This window comes from Cellulomonas massiliensis JC225, assembly GCF_000312005.1.
Taxonomy (GTDB): domain Bacteria; phylum Actinomycetota; class Actinomycetes; order Actinomycetales; family Cellulomonadaceae; genus Cellulomonas; species Cellulomonas massiliensis.
Genome location: NZ_HE978588.1, coordinates 1331182 through 1348289, shown reverse-complemented (window position 1 = coordinate 1348289; position 17108 = coordinate 1331182). Strand labels below are relative to the sequence as shown.

The 17108-nt window shown below is 75.6% G+C and carries 17 protein-coding genes and 1 tRNA gene; 7 read left to right on the top strand and 11 right to left on the bottom strand.

Annotated features, from left to right (window positions below):
* Positions 1-1553 (top strand): bifunctional 3'-5' exonuclease/DNA polymerase (locus HGCM_RS17270; RefSeq protein ID WP_019136027.1); only part of this gene is annotated, 1553 nt, incomplete at its 5' end.
* A gap of 4 nt (positions 1554-1557) precedes the next feature.
* Here HGCM_RS17270 and HGCM_RS06375 read toward each other — a convergent pair.
* Genes HGCM_RS06375 through HGCM_RS06365 form a run of 3 tightly spaced genes read right to left on the bottom strand, consistent with a single transcriptional unit; the run spans position 1558 to position 5083 of the window.
* Positions 1558-1914 (bottom strand): UBP-type zinc finger domain-containing protein, encoded by a 357-nt coding sequence (locus HGCM_RS06375; RefSeq protein ID WP_019136026.1) that lies wholly within the window; start codon positions 1912-1914, stop codon positions 1558-1560.
* The gene (locus HGCM_RS06370) at positions 1911-3389 is read right to left on the bottom strand and encodes an ATP-binding protein (RefSeq protein WP_019136025.1); all 1479 of its coding nucleotides are present in this window, start codon (positions 3387-3389) and stop codon (positions 1911-1913) included. Before HGCM_RS06370 ends, HGCM_RS06375 begins: the two co-directional genes overlap by 4 nt.
* Positions 3386-5083, bottom strand: a complete 1698-nt coding sequence (locus HGCM_RS06365; protein WP_019136024.1) for an NAD(P)/FAD-dependent oxidoreductase — start codon at positions 5081-5083, stop codon at positions 3386-3388. The genes HGCM_RS06370 and HGCM_RS06365 overlap by 4 nt, the downstream gene beginning before the upstream one ends.
* Positions 5084-5288: 205 nt before the next feature.
* On the opposite strand from HGCM_RS06365, the gene HGCM_RS06360 reads away from it, so the two are divergent.
* On the top strand, positions 5289-6059 hold the full coding sequence (locus HGCM_RS06360) for a hypothetical protein (protein WP_147572713.1): 771 nt from the start codon (positions 5289-5291) through the stop codon (positions 6057-6059).
* A gap of 31 nt (positions 6060-6090) precedes the next feature.
* Here the strand turns inward: HGCM_RS06360 and HGCM_RS06355 are convergent, their stop codons facing one another.
* Entirely contained in the window at positions 6091-6678 is a 588-nt protein-coding gene (locus tag HGCM_RS06355) for a TetR/AcrR family transcriptional regulator (RefSeq protein WP_019136022.1), read from the bottom strand.
* 98 nt (positions 6679-6776) lie between these two features.
* Between HGCM_RS06355 and HGCM_RS06350 the strand changes: the two genes are divergently transcribed.
* Positions 6777-7211, top strand: a complete 435-nt coding sequence (locus HGCM_RS06350; RefSeq protein ID WP_019136021.1) for a DUF6069 family protein — start codon at positions 6777-6779, stop codon at positions 7209-7211.
* Here the strand turns inward: HGCM_RS06350 and HGCM_RS06345 are convergent.
* Both HGCM_RS06345 and HGCM_RS06340 read right to left on the bottom strand, forming a co-directional pair.
* The gene (locus HGCM_RS06345) at positions 7184-7993 is read right to left on the bottom strand and encodes a phosphatase PAP2 family protein (protein ID WP_019136020.1); all 810 of its coding nucleotides are present in this window, start codon (positions 7991-7993) and stop codon (positions 7184-7186) included. The genes HGCM_RS06350 and HGCM_RS06345 overlap by 28 nt on opposite strands.
* 74 nt (positions 7994-8067) lie before the next feature.
* A complete protein-coding gene (locus HGCM_RS06340; RefSeq protein ID WP_019136019.1) occupies positions 8068-8673 on the bottom strand; it encodes a TetR/AcrR family transcriptional regulator in 606 nt (201 codons plus the stop codon).
* Positions 8674-8741: 68 nt separating this feature from the next.
* Here HGCM_RS06340 and HGCM_RS06335 point away from each other — a divergent pair, with 68 nt between their 5' ends.
* Positions 8742-10160 carry an MDR family MFS transporter gene (locus HGCM_RS06335; RefSeq protein WP_019136018.1) on the top strand — a complete coding sequence of 473 codons (1419 nt, stop codon included), beginning with the start codon at positions 8742-8744 and terminating at the stop codon, positions 10158-10160.
* Here the strand turns inward: HGCM_RS06335 and HGCM_RS18765 are convergent.
* Positions 10140-10733, bottom strand: a complete 594-nt coding sequence (locus tag HGCM_RS18765) for a hypothetical protein (protein WP_019136017.1) — start codon at positions 10731-10733, stop codon at positions 10140-10142. The two genes, HGCM_RS06335 and HGCM_RS18765, sit on opposite strands and share 21 nt — an antisense overlap.
* Positions 10734-10858: 125 nt before the next feature.
* Between HGCM_RS18765 and HGCM_RS06325 the strand changes: the two genes are divergently transcribed.
* Positions 10859-11239: a DUF5655 domain-containing protein gene (locus HGCM_RS06325; protein ID WP_019136016.1), complete on the top strand. Its 381-nt coding sequence runs from the start codon at positions 10859-10861 to the stop codon at positions 11237-11239.
* A 20-nt stretch (positions 11240-11259) separates the two neighbouring features.
* On the opposite strand, the gene HGCM_RS06320 is transcribed toward HGCM_RS06325, so the two are convergent.
* From HGCM_RS06320 to HGCM_RS06305, 4 genes are all read right to left on the bottom strand, one after another.
* A tRNA-Thr gene (locus HGCM_RS06320) sits at positions 11260-11336 on the bottom strand.
* Positions 11337-11431: 95 nt separating this feature from the next.
* On the bottom strand, positions 11432-12346 hold the full coding sequence (locus tag HGCM_RS06315) for a DsbA family protein (RefSeq protein ID WP_019136015.1): 915 nt from the start codon (positions 12344-12346) through the stop codon (positions 11432-11434).
* A gap of 40 nt (positions 12347-12386) precedes the next feature.
* Positions 12387-12884, bottom strand: a complete 498-nt coding sequence (locus HGCM_RS06310) for a hypothetical protein (RefSeq protein WP_019136014.1) — start codon at positions 12882-12884, stop codon at positions 12387-12389.
* A 55-nt stretch (positions 12885-12939) separates the two neighbouring features.
* Positions 12940-14643 carry a serine/threonine-protein kinase gene (locus HGCM_RS06305; RefSeq protein ID WP_019136013.1) on the bottom strand — a complete coding sequence of 568 codons (1704 nt, stop codon included), beginning with the start codon at positions 14641-14643 and terminating at the stop codon, positions 12940-12942.
* Between the two features lie 128 nt (positions 14644-14771).
* On the opposite strand from HGCM_RS06305, the gene HGCM_RS06300 reads away from it, so the two are divergent.
* Positions 14772-16202: an alpha,alpha-trehalose-phosphate synthase (UDP-forming) gene (locus tag HGCM_RS06300; RefSeq protein ID WP_019136012.1), complete on the top strand. Its 1431-nt coding sequence runs from the start codon at positions 14772-14774 to the stop codon at positions 16200-16202.
* Complete coding sequence (gene otsB, locus HGCM_RS06295) at positions 16195-16980, top strand: trehalose-phosphatase (RefSeq protein WP_019136011.1); 786 nt, start codon at positions 16195-16197, stop codon at positions 16978-16980. The genes HGCM_RS06300 and otsB overlap by 8 nt, the downstream gene beginning before the upstream one ends.
* Positions 16981-17108: the final 128 nt, after the last annotated feature.

Here is a 17108-nt window from a genome sequence, read left to right as displayed (position 1 = left end):
CCCGCGAGGCGCGCGGCGACGCGGTCCGCTGGGTCTGGGCCGACACCGGCCGGGTCTACCGGACGCTGCTGCGCGCCGGGGTCCGGGTCGAGCGGGCGCACGACCTGCGGCTGTGCCGGGCGATCCTGCGGCGCAGCACGTTCGCGGCCGGGACCGCCCTGCGCGCGGAGGCGCCCGGCCCCTGGGACGCGCCGCCGCCGCACGAGCCGCCCGCCGCGGCGACGAGCCTGTTCGACGAGCTCCCCGAGGCGCACGCCCCCGCGCCGGAGGCCGACCCGGTCGAGGAGCTGCGCTCGCAGCTCGACGCCGTCGCGCGCAGCACGGAGCCCGGCCGCCTGCGCCTGCTGCTCGCCGCCGAGTCGACGGGCGCGCTGCTGGCCGCCGAGATGCACGCCGACGGCATGCCGTGGGACGCCGCGACGCACGACGCCCTGCTCACGGAGCTGCTCGGCCCGCGACCGCCGGCCGGAGCGCGGCCCGCCCGGCTGGAGGCGCTCGCCGCGGAGCTGCGCCGGGCGCTCGTCGCGCCGACGCTCAACCCCGACTCCCAGCCGGACCTGCTGCGCGCGCTGCGCCTGGCCGGGTTCGACGTGGCCAGCACCCGCCGCTCGGAGCTGCGGACGATCGAGGACCCCGTGCGCGACGTCCTGCTGGAGTACCGCGCGCTGTCCCGGCTGCTGTCCGCCAACGGCTGGGCCTGGATGGACCAGTGGGTGCACGACGGCCGGTTCCGCCCGGACTACGTGGTCGGGGGCGTCGTCTCCGGACGATGGGCGACGAGCGGCGGCGGCGCCCTGCAGCTGCCGGCGCAGGTCCGCGGGGCGGTGCGCGCCGACCCCGGCTGGCGGCTCGTCGTGGCCGACGCCGCACAGCTCGAGCCGCGCGTGCTCGCGGCGATGTCCGGCGACGCGGCGATGGCCGCCGCCGGCCGCAGCGCCGACCTCTACCAGGGCGTCGTCGACGCGGGGATCGTCGCCACCCGCTCGGAGGCGAAGTACGCGATGCTCGGCGCCATCTACGGCGCGACGACGGGCGCGAGCGCGGCGCTCATGCCGCGGCTGGAGCGGGCCTACCCGCGGGCCGTCGCACTCGTCGAGCAGGCCGCACGCGCGGGCGAGCGCGGCGAGGTCGTCACCACGTGGCTCGGCCGCTCGTCGCCACGGCCCGGCGAGTCGTTCCTCGGCGACCTGCGCGCGGCGGCCGGCGAGGGCGCGGGCGCCGAGGAGGTCCGCGCGGCGCGCCGGCACGCGCGCGACTGGGGCCGCTTCACGCGCAACTTCGTCGTGCAGGGCACGGCCGCGGAGTGGGCGCTGTGCTGGATGGCGTCGCTGCGGCGGCGGCTGCGGGCGCTCGAGGGCGACGAGGGCCGTCCGCACCTCGTCTTCTTCCTGCACGACGAGGTCATGGTGCACACGCCGGCCGCGCTCGCCGACGAGGTCGCGGCCGCGGTGCGCGAGGCGGCCGCGGAGGCCGGGCGGCTCCTGTTCGGCGGCTTCCCCGTCGAGTTCGCGCTGCAGGTCGCGGCCGTCGCGTCCTACGACGAGGCGAAGTGAGCGCTCAGCGGTGGATGAGCCGGCGCCAGTCCTCGGGCACGCGGTCGGCCGGCCCGGGGACGGTCTGCTCGTCCGGGCGGCTCACCGGCGGCGCGAGCTCGGGGCCCGACGCGTAGTCGTCCGTCGCGTAGTCCCACCACCAGTCCTCGCCCGGCTCGAAGCTGCGCATGAAGCGGTGGCCGGTCTGCTTCCAGTGCGCGGTCGCGTGCTGGGCGGGCGAGGTGTCGCAGCAGCCGACGTGCCCGCAGGTGGCGCACCGGCGCAGGTGCACCCACCACCCACCGTCGGCGTCGCACTCCGCGCACCCCGTGCCGCTGGGCGGGACGCTCGGGTCGATCGTGTCGGTGGTGGGCTCGCTCACTGGTCCTCCTGGTGCGTGTACGGGAGCCGGACGAGGAAGCGGGTGTCCCCCGGCGAGGACGTGACCGACAGGTCGCCGTGGTGCTTGCCGACGACGATGCGCCACGAGATGTCCAGCCCCAGCCCGGTGCCGGACCCCACGGGCTTCGTCGTGAAGAACGGCTCGAACACCCGCCCGACGACCTCCGGCGGGATGCCCGGGCCGGTGTCGGCGACCTCGACCTCGAGCCAGTCGTCGACGCGGCGGGTGGTGATCGTCAGCCGCCGCTGCCCCTCGGGGACCTCGGCGAGCGCCTGGCGGGCGTTGTCGACGAGGTTCGTCCAGACCTGGTTGAGCTCTGCGCCGTGCACGAGCACCGGCGGCAGGCTGCGGTCGTAGTGCCGCACGACCTCGATGCCCTTGAGCTTGCCGTCGAGCATCGTGAGGGTGCTGTCGAGCAGCACGTGGACGTCCGTCTCCTGCTGCGCGGCGCGGCCGATCTGCGAGTACTGCTTCGCGGCGTCGAGCAGGGTGGAGATCCGGGTCGTCGCGTCCTCGACCTCGTTCATCAGCAGCTCGGTCTCGAGCGTGTAGCCGAGCCAGTGCGCGGCGCCCGCGACGACGTTCTGCGGGACGCAGCCCACGTGGTCGTCGAGCCACTGCGGGTCGATGCCGGCCTCGACGAACGAGTGGGCCATCTCCGCGTCGTCGGCCACGCCGCGCTCGGCGAGCCAGTCGGCGACCTCGTCCTCCCGGTCGGACGCGTCGAGCGCGGACAGCGGCGGCCGGCTGCGCGACTCCGCGAGCGCGGCCACGGCCTTCTCCTGCAGCTCGATGATCTGCACGAGCTCGTCGCGGTCGTAGGCGCCCGAGGCGACGAACCGGAGCTTGTCGCGCATCCGGGCGACGCGCTCGCGCAGCGTCGCGGTCGCCCGGGTCGCGGCCGACGCGGGGTTGTTGAGCTCGTGCGTGAGGCCGGCCGAGAGCGCGCCGAGCGCGAGCAGCCGCTCGCGCTGGGCGGTCGCGACCTGCATGCTCTTCTGCCCGAAGAACAGGCCCTCGAGCAGGTGCAGAGCCATGGGGAACCACTCGTGCATGAGCTCGGTGAAGTCCGCGGCGGGGAGCACGAAGTAGCGCGACGGCGTGAGCACCCGCACGGAGTGCAGGTAGCGGCGGGTCTCCTCGCGGTCGTCCAGGTAGGCGTTCCACGCCCCGGCGTACACGCCGACCTGGGACGTGCGGCTGACCTCGACGTCGTCCGCGCCGACGCGGCGGTAGAGCGCGAGCGACCCCTCGAGCAGGACGTAGAACGCCGCGGCGGGCTCGCCCTCCCGGAGCAGGAAGCCCGGCTCGTGGCGCTCGACGCGGCCACGCTCGCACAGCCACGCGAGCTGCTCGTCGTCGAGGCGCTCGAACAGGAAGAGACGGCGCAGCTCGTCGACGTCGCACGGCATCGACTCGCCGACGAGGGTGGGTGCGGGCTCGGTGATCGTCACAGCTGCTCCAGGTACCGGTGGACGAGCATGACCGCCATCGCGCCCTCCCCGACGGCGGACGCGACGCGCTTGGCCGAGTCGGCCCGGACGTCTCCTGCGACGAAGACACCGGGTCGGCTGGTCTCCAGGTGGTACGGCGGCCGGTCCAGCGGCCAGCCGGCCGGGGGTCGGCCCTCGTCGAGCAGGTCGTGCCCGGCGAGCACGAACCCCCGCTCGTCGCGGACGACCGTGCCGTCGAGCCAGTCCGTGCGTGGGACGGCCCCGATGAACACGAACACGTGGGAGGTGGCGACTGATTCCTTCTCGCCCGTGCGGGAGTCCCGCAGCACGACCCGCTCGAGGTGCTCGTCGCCCTCCGCCTCGACCACCTCGCTGCAGGTGCGCACCCGGATCCGGGGGTTCGCGGCGATCTGCTCGACCAGGTAGTGGGACATCGTCGACGAGAGGCCCTCGCCGCGCACGACCATCGTCACGGACCGCGCGGTGCGCGACAGGTACATCGCGGACTGCCCGGCGGAGTTGGCGCCGCCGACCACGAACACGTCCTGGTCCTGGCACGCGGGCGCCTCGGTGAGCGCGGACCCGTAGTAGACGCCGCGCCCGGTGAGGGCGCCGAGGCCAGGCCCGTCGAGCTCCCGGTACGCGACCCCGTTCGCGAGCAGGACCGTGTGCGCCCCGACGACCGTGCCGTCGGCGAGCCGCACGTGCCGCGCCGCGCCGCGGATCTCCAGGCCCACGGCGTCGGCCGCGAGCACGATCTCCGCACCGAACCGCTGGGCCTGGCGGCGCGCCCGCTCGGTGAGCTGCGCGCCGGAGACGCCGTCCGGGAAGCCGAGATAGTTCTCGATGCGCGAGCTCTGCCCCGCCTGCCCGCCGGTGGCCACGCGCTCGACGAGGGCGGTGCGCAGCCCTTCCGAGGCGCCGTAGAGCGCGGCGCTCAGGCCCGCCGGGCCGCCGCCGACGACGACGAGGTCGTAGAAGTCGGTCGCCGGCGAGGTCGCCAGGCCGACCCGCGCCGCGAGCGTCGCGTCGTCCGGGGCCGCCATCGGCTCGCCCTCGTGCGTGACGACGAGCGGCACGGCGGACTCGTCGACGCCGGCCGCCTCCAGGAGCCGCCGGCCCTCCGCCGAGTCGGACGAGAACCACCGGTACGGCACCTGGTTGCGGGCGAGGAACTCCCGCACCTGCGACGAGCGGGCCGACCAGCGGTGCCCCACGACCTTCGCCTGCGGGACGGGCGGCGGCGCGCTGACCGCCCAGGCGTCGAGCTGCGCGTCGATGACCGGGTAGAGCTTCTCCTCCGGCGGCTGCCAGGGCTTGAGCAGGTAGTGGTCGAGGTCGACGACGTTGACGGCGTCGATCGCCGCCTCCGTGTCGGCGTACGCCGTGAGCAGCACGCGGCGCGCGCGGGGGAACAGGTCCATGGCCTGCTCGAGGAACTCGATGCCGGTCATGCCGGGCATCCGGTGGTCGGCCAGCAGCACCGCCACCTGCTCGCCGCGGAGCTTGAGCTCGCGCAGCGCCTCCAGGGCGCCCGGGCCGGACTCGGCGCGCACCACCCGGTACCGCGAGCCGTACTCGCGGCGCAGGTCGCGCGCGACGGCCCGCGAGACCGCGGGGTCGTCGTCGACGGACAGGATCGTCGGGCGGGACTGCTGCTCGGGGGTGTCGAGGCGGGTGCTCGTCGTCGTCACGGGGGCATCGTCCCTCGCGACCGGCGCCCGTGTCAGCGCCTGGGCGCGGTCCGCCTCGACGACGCGGCCCCCGCGGACGCCGACGGCGCCGGACGCCGCGCGACGGAGCCCCTCACTGGCCCCTCGCTGGTGCCGACGGGTGAGGCGGTTCGCCCGAAGGTGTGTCATTCCTCACCGTCGGGGACGCCTGGTCGATCAGGCGGACATGGAGAAGTACCCGCCCACGGATGGGCAGACCCAGGACACGCATGTGCAGGGGGCGTCTGGAGACAGGCGACGACGACGTCCCCCACGCCTCGGGCTCGTCGCGTCCACCAGCGTCATCCTCCTGGCCGGCTGCACCGGGCTGCTGCCGACGTCTCCGGTCGGGGTCAGCGGCAACCCCGCCGCGCGCGCGGACGAGCCGTCGCGCACCAGCGCGCCCGACGTCGTCGTCGAGCCCGGCCCGTGGCCGACCCCGGCCGTCGCCCCCGAGCCCGAGCCGACGACCCCGCTCCTCGCACCCGCCGACCCGGCCGGGCCGACCGTCGTCGTGGCGGCCCGGGTGTCCAGCCGCGTCGCCGCGACGCGCGCCGCCGGCATCGCCGCGATGCGCAAGATGCCGCGGACGAGCAAGGTCTCGATCGCGTGGAGCCACCCCGCGCTTGGCGGGCACCTCGGCGCCGTCCGCAAGGGCAGCACCTCGCAGATCCTCGTCAACGACAAGAAGCTCGTCGGCAACCAGGCCAAGATGCGCGACGTCGTCCGGCACGAGGTCGCGCACATCTACCAGGGGCAGGTGATGCAGCGGTACGGCCTGACGTGGGACCAGCTCGGCCGGCGGATGCGTCCGGCGTTCGGCGCCAACCCGCACGAGAAGGCGGCCGACTGCGTCGCGCGCTCCTTCGGCGCGCGGTGGACCTACTACACGGCCAGCTGCGGTTCGAAGGCGAAGCAGAAGTGGGTGAAGGCGCTGGTCGCCGGCCGGCTCCCGTGAGGCACGCGCACCGGCGCCGCGCGCTCAGCGCTCAGCGGGGCTGGAGCGCGGGCAGGAGCACGTGGTCGACGAGGTACGTCACGGTGGCCTCGTCGAGCGTGGCGCCCCGCAGCGTGACGCTGCGGAACGCGTAGGCGGGCACCAGGCCCTCCAGCAGGTCGAGGGGGACCTGGTCGCCGATCGCGCCCGCGGCGCGCCAGCGCTCCAGCACGGTGTGGAACGGCGCCGCCGCCGGCCCGCCGATGGACTCGTACGCGGCCTGCCGCAGCTCGGGGTCCCGGCCGATCTCGCTCAGCAGGCTGGCGAGCACCCGGGCCGCCGTGGCGTCGCCCCGGGTGTACTGCCGGGCGCACTCCAGCAGGTCGTCCCGCAGGGACCCGGTGTCCGGGGTCGGCGGAGGGTCGTACAGGTCGCGCACCGCCGCGACGACGAGCGCGGTCTTGCTCGGCCAGCGGCGGTACACCGCCGCCTTGCCGCTCCCGGCCGCGCGCGCCACGGCCTCGACGGTCGTGCCCGCGAAGCCGTGCTCGACGAGCAGGTCACGGGTCGCGGCGAGGATCGCGGCGTCGAGCGCGGGGTCGCGCGGTCGTCCGGTGGTGGGGGCCGCCTCGGTGCGCACGCGGTCATTGTAGGTTCCGGAACCGAGCAGTACCGTAAACAGATAACGGAACCGTTCGGTACCGGAATTTCGCGGCACGCCCACTCCAGGAGGCACCGATGTCCGCTCCCGCCCGCACCGCCGACCCCGTCGTCACCCGCCCCACCGCGGGCCGCACCGCGCTCGTCCTCGCCGCTGCCGCCGTCGTCGCCGTCGGCCTCAACGCGCTCGTCGCCACCATCGCCGTCCGCGCCGGGGCGGAGCCGTTCCCGCCGCTCACGCTCCCCGTGTACGGCTCGTTCACCGTCCTCGGGCTGCTCGCCGGCTGGGCCGGCTGGCGGCTCGTCCAGCGGCGCTCGTCGCGGCCCGCCGCGGTGCTGCGCGTGCTCGTCCCCGCCGTCGTCGTCGCGTCCTTCGTGCCGGACGTCGCCCTGCTCACGCAGCGCTTCATCCCGGGCACGACGACAGCGGGCGTCGTCGCGCTCATGACGATGCACCTCGTCGTGGCCGTGGTGGGGGTGACCGCCTACGCCGTGGCGTCCCGGCCGTCCTGACCCGGCGGCGGGAGGCGCGACGGGCGTCGCTGCCCCGCTCGGCGGCGCCGCTCCCAGAGCCGCGTCACGCCGATCGCGGCCGCGAGGAGCGCCGCGCTGCCGATCACGTCGAGCACGTCGTGGTTGCCCGTGGTGACGACGACGAGCACCATCCCGACGGGGAAGAGCCACACCAGCAGGGCCAGGCGCGGGCGGCTCGTCCGGAGCGCGGACCACGCGAGGTAGGCGGCGAGCGCCGACCAGCCGGTGTGCATGCTGGGGAACGCCGTCAGGTGGGTGCGGCTCTCCAGGTCGCGCGACGCCTCGCCCGCGATCGGGTCGTGCTCCGCGACGACGTCGACGATGCCCGGCATCGCGAAGCGCGGCGGCGACAGCGGCACGGCCCAGTAGGCGAGCAGCGCGATCACCGCCACCGCCAGCACCGTGACGCGCAGCCGTCGGTAGGCGTCGTTGCGTGCGAGCACCACCCCGAGCAGCACCGCGGCCAGCGGCAGGTAGTACAGGCGGTAGTAGGCGACGGCCGCCACGGCCAGCGGCGGCCGCTGGGCGAGCCACCGGTTGGCCGCCGGCTCGACGTCGATGCCGACGGCGCGCTCGAGCGACTGGAACGCCTCCGCGTTGGCCGTCGCCTGGGCCACGTCGGTCCCCATTCGCCGGGCGAGCCAGAGGAAGGCCGCCGCGCCGGCGATCAGCACGACGAGGTCCGCCGCGCGCCGGCGAGGCGTCGCCGGCGCCGGCCCCTCGTCGCCCGCGCGGGCGCGCCCCGCCGTCCGTCCGGTCACCCGCCACCGCCTCTCGTCGCCCGCACCGGCCGTGGCGCACTGCCGAGCACGATGGCGCCCGCGAGCGCGGCTGTCTACGCCTCGCGCGCCCGCGGCGGCCGCAGGCCGAGCGCAGGCAGGTAGAGGTCGTCGACGATCTCGACGATCACCTCGTCCGGCACCCGGCCGAGCCGCATGAGCACCTCGTGGCGGAAGAGGTCGAACGCGAGCGTGCGCCGCCGGGGCGTCAGGAGCTCGGGGTCGACCTCGCCCCGCGCGACCGCCCTGTCGACGATGACGTCGACGGACGTCGTGCGCCCGCCGATCGCCGCGTCGCGGAACTCGGCAGGGTTGGTCCCCGTCTCCCGGAAGTAGTCGCCGAGGTGGGCCGTGAGCAGCGCGGTGGCGTCGACGCGCTTCTCGTTCGCCTCGCGGAGCAGCGTGATGGTGTCCTCGCGGAGGCTGCCCGTGTCCGGGACCTCCATCCGCTCCTGCCACAGCACGTGGACCGCGGCAGCACTGACCAGCTCCGCCTTGCCCGCCCAGCGGCGCGCGATGACGGGCCGGCTGGTGCCGGCCCGCTGGGCGACCCCCTCGAGCGTCAGGGCGCCGTAGCCACGCTCGACGAGCTCCGCCCAGGCCGCCTCGAGCAGCGCGGCCTCGAGCGCGGCGCCGCGTCGTCGCGTCGCTTCAGGATGCACTTGCGCATCTTAGCGCGAACGACGTAGCGTGCGTTAAGAAGCGATCTCGCATCTTACGGGGAGCACCCATGTCTCAGACCACCGCGGCGGACCCGAGCACGGCGTCGTCCATCGACCCCGAGCTCAAGCGCCTCGCCGCGGCGGTCATCGTCGGCGGCATCGCGGTGATCCTCGACACGACGATCGTCAGCGTCGGGCTCCACGAGCTCGGCACGGCGCTGCACGCGAGCGTCGGAACGATCCAGTGGGTCAGCACCGCCTACCTGCTCGCGATGTTCGTGACGATCCCGCTGTCGGGCTGGGCGCAGGGCCGGCTCGGCAGCAAGCGCCTCTGGCTGCTCGGGCTGTCCGTCTTCCTGGTCGGCTCGGCGCTGTGCGCCGCGGCCTGGGACGCGACGAGCCTCGTCGCCTTCCGCGCGGTCCAGGGTGTCGGCGGCGGCGTGCTCATGCCGCTCATGACGACGATCCTCATGCAGGCGGCCCGGGGGCGGAACCTCGGCCGCCTGATGGCGACGGTGAGCCTGCCCGCGGCGCTCGGACCCATCCTCGGGCCCGTCCTCGGCGGCGTGATCCTGCACCAGCTCTCGTGGCCCTGGCTCTTCCTCGTCAACCTGCCGCTCGGCGCGGTGGGTCTCGTCCTGGCCGTCCGTCTCATCCCGGCGGACGGGCCACGGCGGCGCGTCCCGCTCGACGTCGTCGGCGCGCTGCTGGTCGCGCCCGGGATCGTCGGGGTGATCTTCGGGCTCACGCAGGTGGGCACGCACGGCGGGTTCGGCCGTGCCGAGGTGCTGGCGCCGCTGCTCGCGGGCGCCGTGCTGCTGGCGGCCCTCGCCCTGTGGGCGCTGCGGCGCGGCGAGAGGGCGCTCATCGACGTCCGGCTGATGCGGCACCGGACGCTCGCCACGTCGACGCTGCTGCTCTTCCTCACCGGCGTCGCGCTCTACGGGGCGATGCTCCTGCTCCCGCTCTACTGGCAGCAGGTCCGAGGCGAGGACGCGCTGGGCGCCGGGCTGCTGCTCGTCCCCCAGGGCATCGGCGCGCTCGCGTCGCGCACGCTGTCCGGGCGGCTGACCGACGCGATCGGCGGGCGCTGGGTCGCGGCCGGCGGGTTCGCCGTGCTGGCCCTCGCGACCGTCCCGTTCGCCCTGTCGACCGACCACACGAGCACGTCGCTCCTCATGGGCACGCTCCTCGTGCGCGGGTTCGGGCTCGGCGCGGTGCTCATCCCCCTCATGACCGGCGCGTTCGTCGGCCTGGAGCACGACGAGATGCCGCACGCGAGCATCCTCACGCGCGTCGCCCAGCAGGTCGGCGGGTCGTTCGGCACCGCCGTGCTGGCGGTCGTCCTGGTGACCGCCGCCGCGGGCGCGACCTCGCTGCCCGCGCTCGCCGGTGCCTTCGACGTCGCCTTCTGGTGGGCGACCGCCTTCACCGCCGCCGCGGCGGCCCTGTCGCTGCTGCTCCCGTCACGACGACCGCCGGGCTGAGCGCCCGCCGAGACGGCGACCGCGCAGGCGAGCCCGGAGCGCCGGCCACCGCGCCGACCGGGCCGGGCGGTTCGACCCCGTCGCCCACCGTGCCTGCACGGGCGACGGCGCGCCGGCCAGGAACGCCTCGGCCTCCTCGCGCGCCCACTCGTCGCGCTGAGCCTCGGAAGCCTCCTGGTCCCCGCCCTCGAGCTCCGCGAGCTCGACGAACCCGTCGCAGGACACATCCCCCTCCTCCCCGATGTGCTCGGCGGCCCAGAGCAGCAGCGACCGACGATCGAGAGTCCCCGTCAGGAATCTGCGCGCCATGACCGCCATCGCGGCCACCTCGGCACCGCCGCTGGTCGCACGCAGGCCGAGCTCGTCGACCGCCGCCTCCACGACCGGAAGCAGCTCCGACCGCGGCGAGCGCCGGGGCATGCCGGCGAGCTCGCGCAGCGCTGGCGAGTCCAGACCGGCGACGAGCGCCGCAGTTGCCGCGTCGACCACGTCCCCTGCGGCATCCCCTCGCGCGACCCACCACACCGCCAGGGCGTCCTCGAGCACGACGCGTGCCTGGTGCGGGGCGCTCATCGCGTCATCCTGGCAGCACGCGAGTGACCGCCGAACGCGAATGCCTGCTCGTCACCCGCGCGCCAGGTGGTGGCACGCTGGGACGCGCGCCGGGTCGGCGCGCACCACGGCAGAGGGAGCGGCGGGTGACGACGGACGCGGTCTGGACCGAGGAGGACCACCTGCGAGGGCGACCCGACTGGGCGGTCGCGCTCTACCGCGACGTGGCGGACGCGATCGCGGCCTGCGGGCCGGTCACCCTCTCGGTGAGCAAGACGACGATCACGTTCAAGGGCCCCCGCCGCGGCTTCGCCGGCGCGCGGCCGACGCCGCGCGGCGTGCGCGGCTACCTCGACCTCACGCGGCGGCTCGACGACGACCCGCGCATCCTGCGGGCGTCGCCGTACACGCGCCGGCTGTTCGTGCACCAGTTCCGGCTCGGCGGGCCGGACGAGCTGGACGAGACGTTCCGGTCCTGGCTGCGCGAGGCGTACGCCGTGGGGTGCGGGGAGCACCTGCGCGACTGAGCCGCGCGCCGGGGAGGTCGTGGAGCCCCCTGTCGGATTCGAACCGACGACCTGCTGTTTACAAGACAGCTGCTCTGGCCAGCTGAGCTAAGGAGGCGAGGGCGTCAGCGTACCGGGGCGCTCCCGGCCGCAGACGCCGACCGCCGGCCGGGGGATCCCCGACCGGCGGCCCGGACGTGCAGGCGGGTGGCGTCAGCCCTGGGCGGCCACGGCCGCGTCGACGGCGGCGGCGAGCTCACCGGGGTTCTGCCAGTTGCCCTCCCACTTCTTCCCGTCGATGAGGATGGTCGGGGTGCCGACCTGGCCGAGGTCGACGGCGCCCTGCGCGTTCGCGGCGGCGATCCACTCCGCGTAGGTGCGCCAGGTGCCGGTCTTCTCCTCGTCGGAGTCGCCCGCGGTGAAGGTGCCCTCGACCGTGTCGGTGAAGGTGTCGGCGACGTCCTGCGGGACGCCGACGCCGGTCGCGATCTCCGCGATCTTGTCGTCCTTGAGGCCGCTCGTGCCCTCGGCGGGCTGGCCGGCGTACAGCGCCTCGAGGAAGGCGATGAAGTGGTCGGGGTCCTCGGACGCCACGATCAGCGCGGCGTTGAGCGCGCGCGTCGAGTAGTGCGTGTTGTTCGACCGGTCGTCGAGGAAGTTGAGCGGCTTGTACTCGACGGTCACGCCGTCCTGCTCCCCGAACGACTCCATGTCGGCCCCGTTGACCTGCTCGAAGGCGGCGCACGCGGGGCACTGCAGGTCGAAGTACAGCGACACGACGGTGTCGCCCTCGGTCGCCTGGCCGACGACGCCGCGGCTCACCGGGATGCCGCCCTTGTCGTCCGCGACCGACGGCGTCGGGGCCGCGTCGGCGAGCGTCGGCGGGTTGACGTCCGCGGTGTCGCCGCCGAAGACGACCTGCGCGTAGCTGACGCGGTTCGCGCGGTCCTGCTGCATGACGAACACGACGGCTCCGACGAGCACGAGCGCGAGGAACCCGATGCCGCTGATCGCGAAGATCCGGTTCCGCTTGGCGCGGCGCTCCTGCTCCTTGCGGAGCTCGATGGCCTTGAGTCGCGCCTCTTCGCGGCGCTGCGTCTTGTTCTGACGCGGGTCGTTCGTGGGCATTGCTGTCTCCTGACGAGGTCGTGGGGTCGTGCTGCGGCGGTCAGGCTGGCAGCGGCGGCCCACGACGGCTCAGCGCGTGCCGCGGCAGCCCCGCGGCGACGACGACGCGCGGCCCGACGACGGCGGCGCGGTGCGCCCGCGGCACGGAGGCCACCGCGCCGGGGACGGTGCCGAGCGACGCGACGAGCGCCGACCACGCGGTGCGCAGGGCGCGGACCACGACGGCGCCGCCGCCGAGCCCGAGGGCGGTGAGCACCACGTGCAGCGCGAGCACGGGCAGCGCGACGCTCAGCAGCATCACCGAGCCGGACGTCGTCGGACCGAGGCCGAGCGTGCCCTCCGGGCAGTCGGCGGCGGTCTGCAGCACCGCGAGCCGCAGGCCCAGCCAGGAGGCGGCGCCCGCCTCGACGCACTGGTGCACGAGCACCCGGCCGGACAGCGCGCCCGCGGTGGGGCCGAGCAGCCCGGCGAGGGCCGCCGCGGGGACGACGGCCCGGCGCGCGAGGGCGCGCAGGGCAGGCCGTCCGGCAGTCGTCATGCGCACAGAGTAGGGCCCGGGGCTGGGTGCCGGGCCAGGACGGGGACGCTCCGCGTCAGGGGATGACCGGGGTGTCGAGCGGCGTCCAGTGCACGGTGGCCCCGGTCCGGACCGCCAGCACGACGACGAGCACGACGACGAGGCAGGCGACGACGAGCCCGACGCGCGCCCACCGGCCGGGCGTGACCGCGGCCAGCACGTGCCGCGCGCCGATGCGCGTCATCGCGGAGAGCGGCCCGAACCAGACGAGCAGCAGACCGACCCCGCTCGCGACGCCGAGCAGCACCGAGGCGTGCGCCCCGGTGAGCGGGTCGCCCGTGGCGAGGTCGCCGAGCACCAGGGAGCCGCCGTCCACGAGCCACCACACGAGCCCGAGCCCGATGACGACGACGCTCGCGGCGACGAGCAGCGACGGCACCAGCCCCAGCAGGGCCCGGACGAGGTACCAGGGTCCGGCCGCCGCGGCCAGCGCGCTGTCGCCGCGCCGCACCCCCACGCGCTCGCGCCGGGAGTGCAGCGACTCCACGACGAGGCCGACCGTCCGGGCCACGACCAGCAGCAGCCCGACGACCACCCAGGTGACCACCGGGTAGAGCGCGGCGAGGCACGCGGCGGCGAGCCCCAGCGCGAGCACGCTCACGCGCCGGTACGCGGCCACGGGCCGCTCGTACAGCGGGCCCTCGTCGTCGTCGGGCCCCTCGGAGGCGTCGAGGTCGTCGGCGATCACGTCGAGGCCGCGCCCGGGGGTCGCCGCCGCCGGCGTCGGGCCGTCCTCGTCGGGCTCGTCGTCCTCGGTGACGACCACGGTCGGCGTCGCGCCGTCCGCCTCGAACGCGCGGGTGCGGCCGTCCCGGGGCGCGAAGCGCGCCGTCGGCGCGACCACCGCGGGGGCGGCGCCCGGCCCGGCGACGGCCTCGGTGCGGTCCTCGTCGTCCTCGGGCGGCAGGTCGCCGTCGCGAGCGGCCACGGTCAGCGCCGCGACGACGTCCTCGGGCGGGGTGCGGCCGTCCGGGTCCGGCGCCAGGGCGCCGCGCAGGGCGCGGGCGGTGAGGGCGCCGACCCCGTCGAGGTCGACGTCGCCGGCCCGGGAGCGGGCGAGCACCGCGGCGTCCGGGCGCGAGCCGAACGGCTGGCGGCCCGTGGCCGCGAAGGCCAGCACGGCCGCCCAGCCCCACACGTCGCTCGACGGCGTGGGCTCCTGGCCCTCCAGCAGCTCGGGGGCGAGGTACCCCGGCGTGCCCATGACGAGCCCGTGGCTCGTGACCCGCTCGTCGCCGGCCGACTGCGCGATGCCGAAGTCGATGAGCACGGGACCCTTGGCGGTGACCATGACGTTCGACGGCTTCACGTCCCGGTGCACGACCCCGGCGGCGTGCACGGCGTCGAGCGCGGCGTACAGCTTCTCGGCCAGCACCAGCAGGTGGTCGGCCGGCAGCGGCCCGCGGCGGCGCACGTGCTCCGTGAGCGTGCTGCCCTCCACCAGCTCGGTGACGAGGAACGCCTCGGAGGAGTCCGCCTCCGCGTCCAGCACGCGCACGACGCCCGGCTGGCGCAGCCGCTGCAGCGCCGCGACCTCCCGGCGCAGCCGCTCGCGCGCCTCGGAGTCGGCGCCGATCGCCGGGTGCAGGAGCTTGAGCGCGACCGCGTCCCCGCCGCCGTCCACCGCGCGGTAGACCGCCCCTGCGCCGCCCGAGCCGAGCGGCGCGACGATCGTGTACCCGCCGATCTCCGACCCCGGCGTCAGGCCGATCCGCTCCATGACGAGGACCGTAGCCGCCGCCCGCCCCGACGGCCCGGCGCCGGGCCGCGAGCGGGCGGGCGGATCCCGGGCGTCGCCGCACGTCGGCGGCTAGGGTCGGACGAAACCCCACGAGGAGTGATGCACCCGTGCCGTCCGGCCGTTACGACTTCGTCGTCGTCGCCAACCGCCTTCCCGTCGACGTCAGCGTCGACGACGACGGGAAGGTCAGCTGGACCCGCTCCCCCGGCGGGCTGGTGACGGCGCTCGCGCCGGTGATGGCCAGCACGTCGGGCGCGTGGGTGGGCTGGGGCGGCTCGCCGGACGTCGAGCTGGAGCCGTTCGAGGTCGACGGCACCGAGCTCGTCCCGGTGCTGCTCACCGCGGACGACGTCGAGCGGTACTACGAGGGCTTCTCGAACGACACGCTGTGGCCGCTCTACCACGACGTCATCGCCCCGCCCACGTTCCACCGGCAGTGGTGGGACGCGTACCGGCGGGTCAACGAGCGGTTCGCCGAGGCGGTCGCGGAGCAGGCGGCGGACGGCGCGACCGTGTGGGTCCACGACTACCAGCTCCAGCTCGTCCCCCGGCTGCTGCGCGAGCGCCGGCCCGACCTGCGGATCGGCTACTTCCACCACATCCCGTTCCCGCCGCTGGAGATCTTCGCGCAGCTGCCGTGGCGCCGGCAGGTGGTGGAGGGGCTGCTCGGCGCCGACCTCGTCGGCTTCCAGCGCCAGGGCGACGCCGCGAACTTCGTGCGCGTCACCCGCCGGTTCACCGACCTCGCGACGCGCGGCCAGTCGGTGCTGCAGCCGGACGGGCGCGTCGTGCGCGCCGCGGCGTTCCCGATCTCGATCGACTCGCACGCGTTCGACGAGCTCGCCCGCACCCCCGCGGTGCAGGAGCGGGCGCGCCAGATCCGCGCGGAGCTCGGCGACCCGTCCGTCGTCCTGCTGGGCGTCGACCGGCTCGACTACACCAAGGGCATCCGGCACCGCATCAAGGCGTACGGCGAGCTGCTCGAGGACGGCCGGCTCTCCGCGGAGAGCACGACGCTCGTGCAGGTCGCGAGCCCCAGCCGCGAGAACGTCGGCGCCTACGCGCAGCTGCGCGACGAGGTCGAGCTGCTGGTCGGCCGCATCAACGGCGACTACGGCCAGGTCGGCCACGCGCCGGTGCAGTACCTGCACCAGAGCTTCCCGATGGAGGAGATGGCGGCGCTCTACCTCGCGGCCGACGTCATGCTCGTCACGGCGCTGCGCGACGGCATGAACCTCGTCGCGAAGGAGTACGTCGCCGCGCGCTCCGACGACCGCGGCGCCCTCGTGCTCTCCGAGTTCACCGGCGCCGCCGACGAGCTCTCCGGCGCGGTCCTCGTCAACCCGCACGACATCGACGGCATGAAGGACGCGATCGCCTACGCCGCGCAGCTCGACCCCCGCGAGTCCCGCAAGCGGATGCGGCGCCTGCGCCGGCGGGTGCTCGGGCACGACGTGACGGCGTGGTCCCGCGAGTTCCTCGACGCGCTGGCCCACCCGGAGCGGCAGCAGGCCGACCCGGAGGCCGCCCGTGCCTGAGCTGCCCGCCGACCTCGTCGACGCGCTGCGCTCGCTGGCCCGCCGCGGCCGCCCCCTCGTCGCGCTGGACTTCGACGGCACCCTCGCGCCGCTGCAGGACGACCCCGCCGCCTCCCGGATGGTGCCGGCCGCGCGGGCCGCGCTCGAGCGGCTCGCCGCCCTCGACGGCGACGACGCCCCCGTGCTCGCGCTCGTCTCGGGCCGCTCGGTCGTGGAGCTGCACGAGCTGTCGGCCATGCCGCCCGGGTCGTCGCTGGTCGGCAGCCACGGCGCCGAGCGCGCGCACGTCCGCGAGCACGGCCTCGAGCACGACGCCGTGCGGCTCGACGACGAGCAGCGCGCGCGGCTCGCCGACCTGGGTGCCGCGGCGCAGGCCCTCGCCGACGGCCGCGACGGCGTGTGGGTGGAGTCCAAGCCCACCGCCGTCGTCGTGCACACGCGCCGGGCGGGGCCGCAGGTCGCCGGGCCGGCGGAGCAGGAGGCCCTCCGGCTGGGCGACCGGCTCGGGTCGACGGTCCTGCACGGCAAGGACGTCGTCGAGATCTCCGTGCTGGAGACGTCCAAGGGCCGGGCCGTCGCCGCGCTGCGCGACGAGGTGGGGGCGCGCGGAGTCCTCTACGCCGGCGACGACGTGACCGACGAGCACGCGTTCGAGGTGCTCGGCGACGACGACGTGACGGTGAAGGTCGGCCCGGGCGAGACCGTCGCCCGGTTCCGCGTCGACGACGCCGAGGCCGTGGCCGCCGCCCTGGACGTCCTGGCGGACGCCTCCGCCTGAGCGCCGGCCCACCGTCGGACGTACCGTGCGAGGGTGTCCCGCGCGCGGATGACGGTCGTCGAGCTCGACGACGCGCCGCCCGAGCGGCCGCCCGCCGCCCGGCGCCGCCGCGCGCGCCTGCCCTGGGT

What these genes read in the sequence shown, in the direction of transcription:
- HGCM_RS06360 (WP_147572713.1), top strand. Translation starts at nt 5,289, where the DNA reads ATGGAGAAGTACCCGCCCACGGATGGGCAGACCCAGGACACGCATGTG.
- HGCM_RS06350 (WP_019136021.1), top strand. Translation starts at nt 6,777, where the DNA reads ATGTCCGCTCCCGCCCGCACCGCCGACCCCGTCGTCACCCGCCCCACC.
- HGCM_RS06335 (WP_019136018.1), top strand. Translation starts at nt 8,742, where the DNA reads ATGTCTCAGACCACCGCGGCGGACCCGAGCACGGCGTCGTCCATCGAC.
- HGCM_RS18765 (WP_019136017.1), bottom strand. Translation starts at nt 10,733, where the DNA reads ATGAGCGCCCCGCACCAGGCACGCGTCGTGCTCGAGGACGCCCTGGCG.
- HGCM_RS06315 (WP_019136015.1), bottom strand. Translation starts at nt 12,346, where the DNA reads ATGCCCACGAACGACCCGCGTCAGAACAAGACGCAGCGCCGCGAAGAG.
- HGCM_RS06310 (WP_019136014.1), bottom strand. Translation starts at nt 12,884, where the DNA reads ATGACGACTGCCGGACGGCCTGCCCTGCGCGCCCTCGCGCGCCGGGCC.
- HGCM_RS06305 (WP_019136013.1), bottom strand. Translation starts at nt 14,643, where the DNA reads ATGGAGCGGATCGGCCTGACGCCGGGGTCGGAGATCGGCGGGTACACG.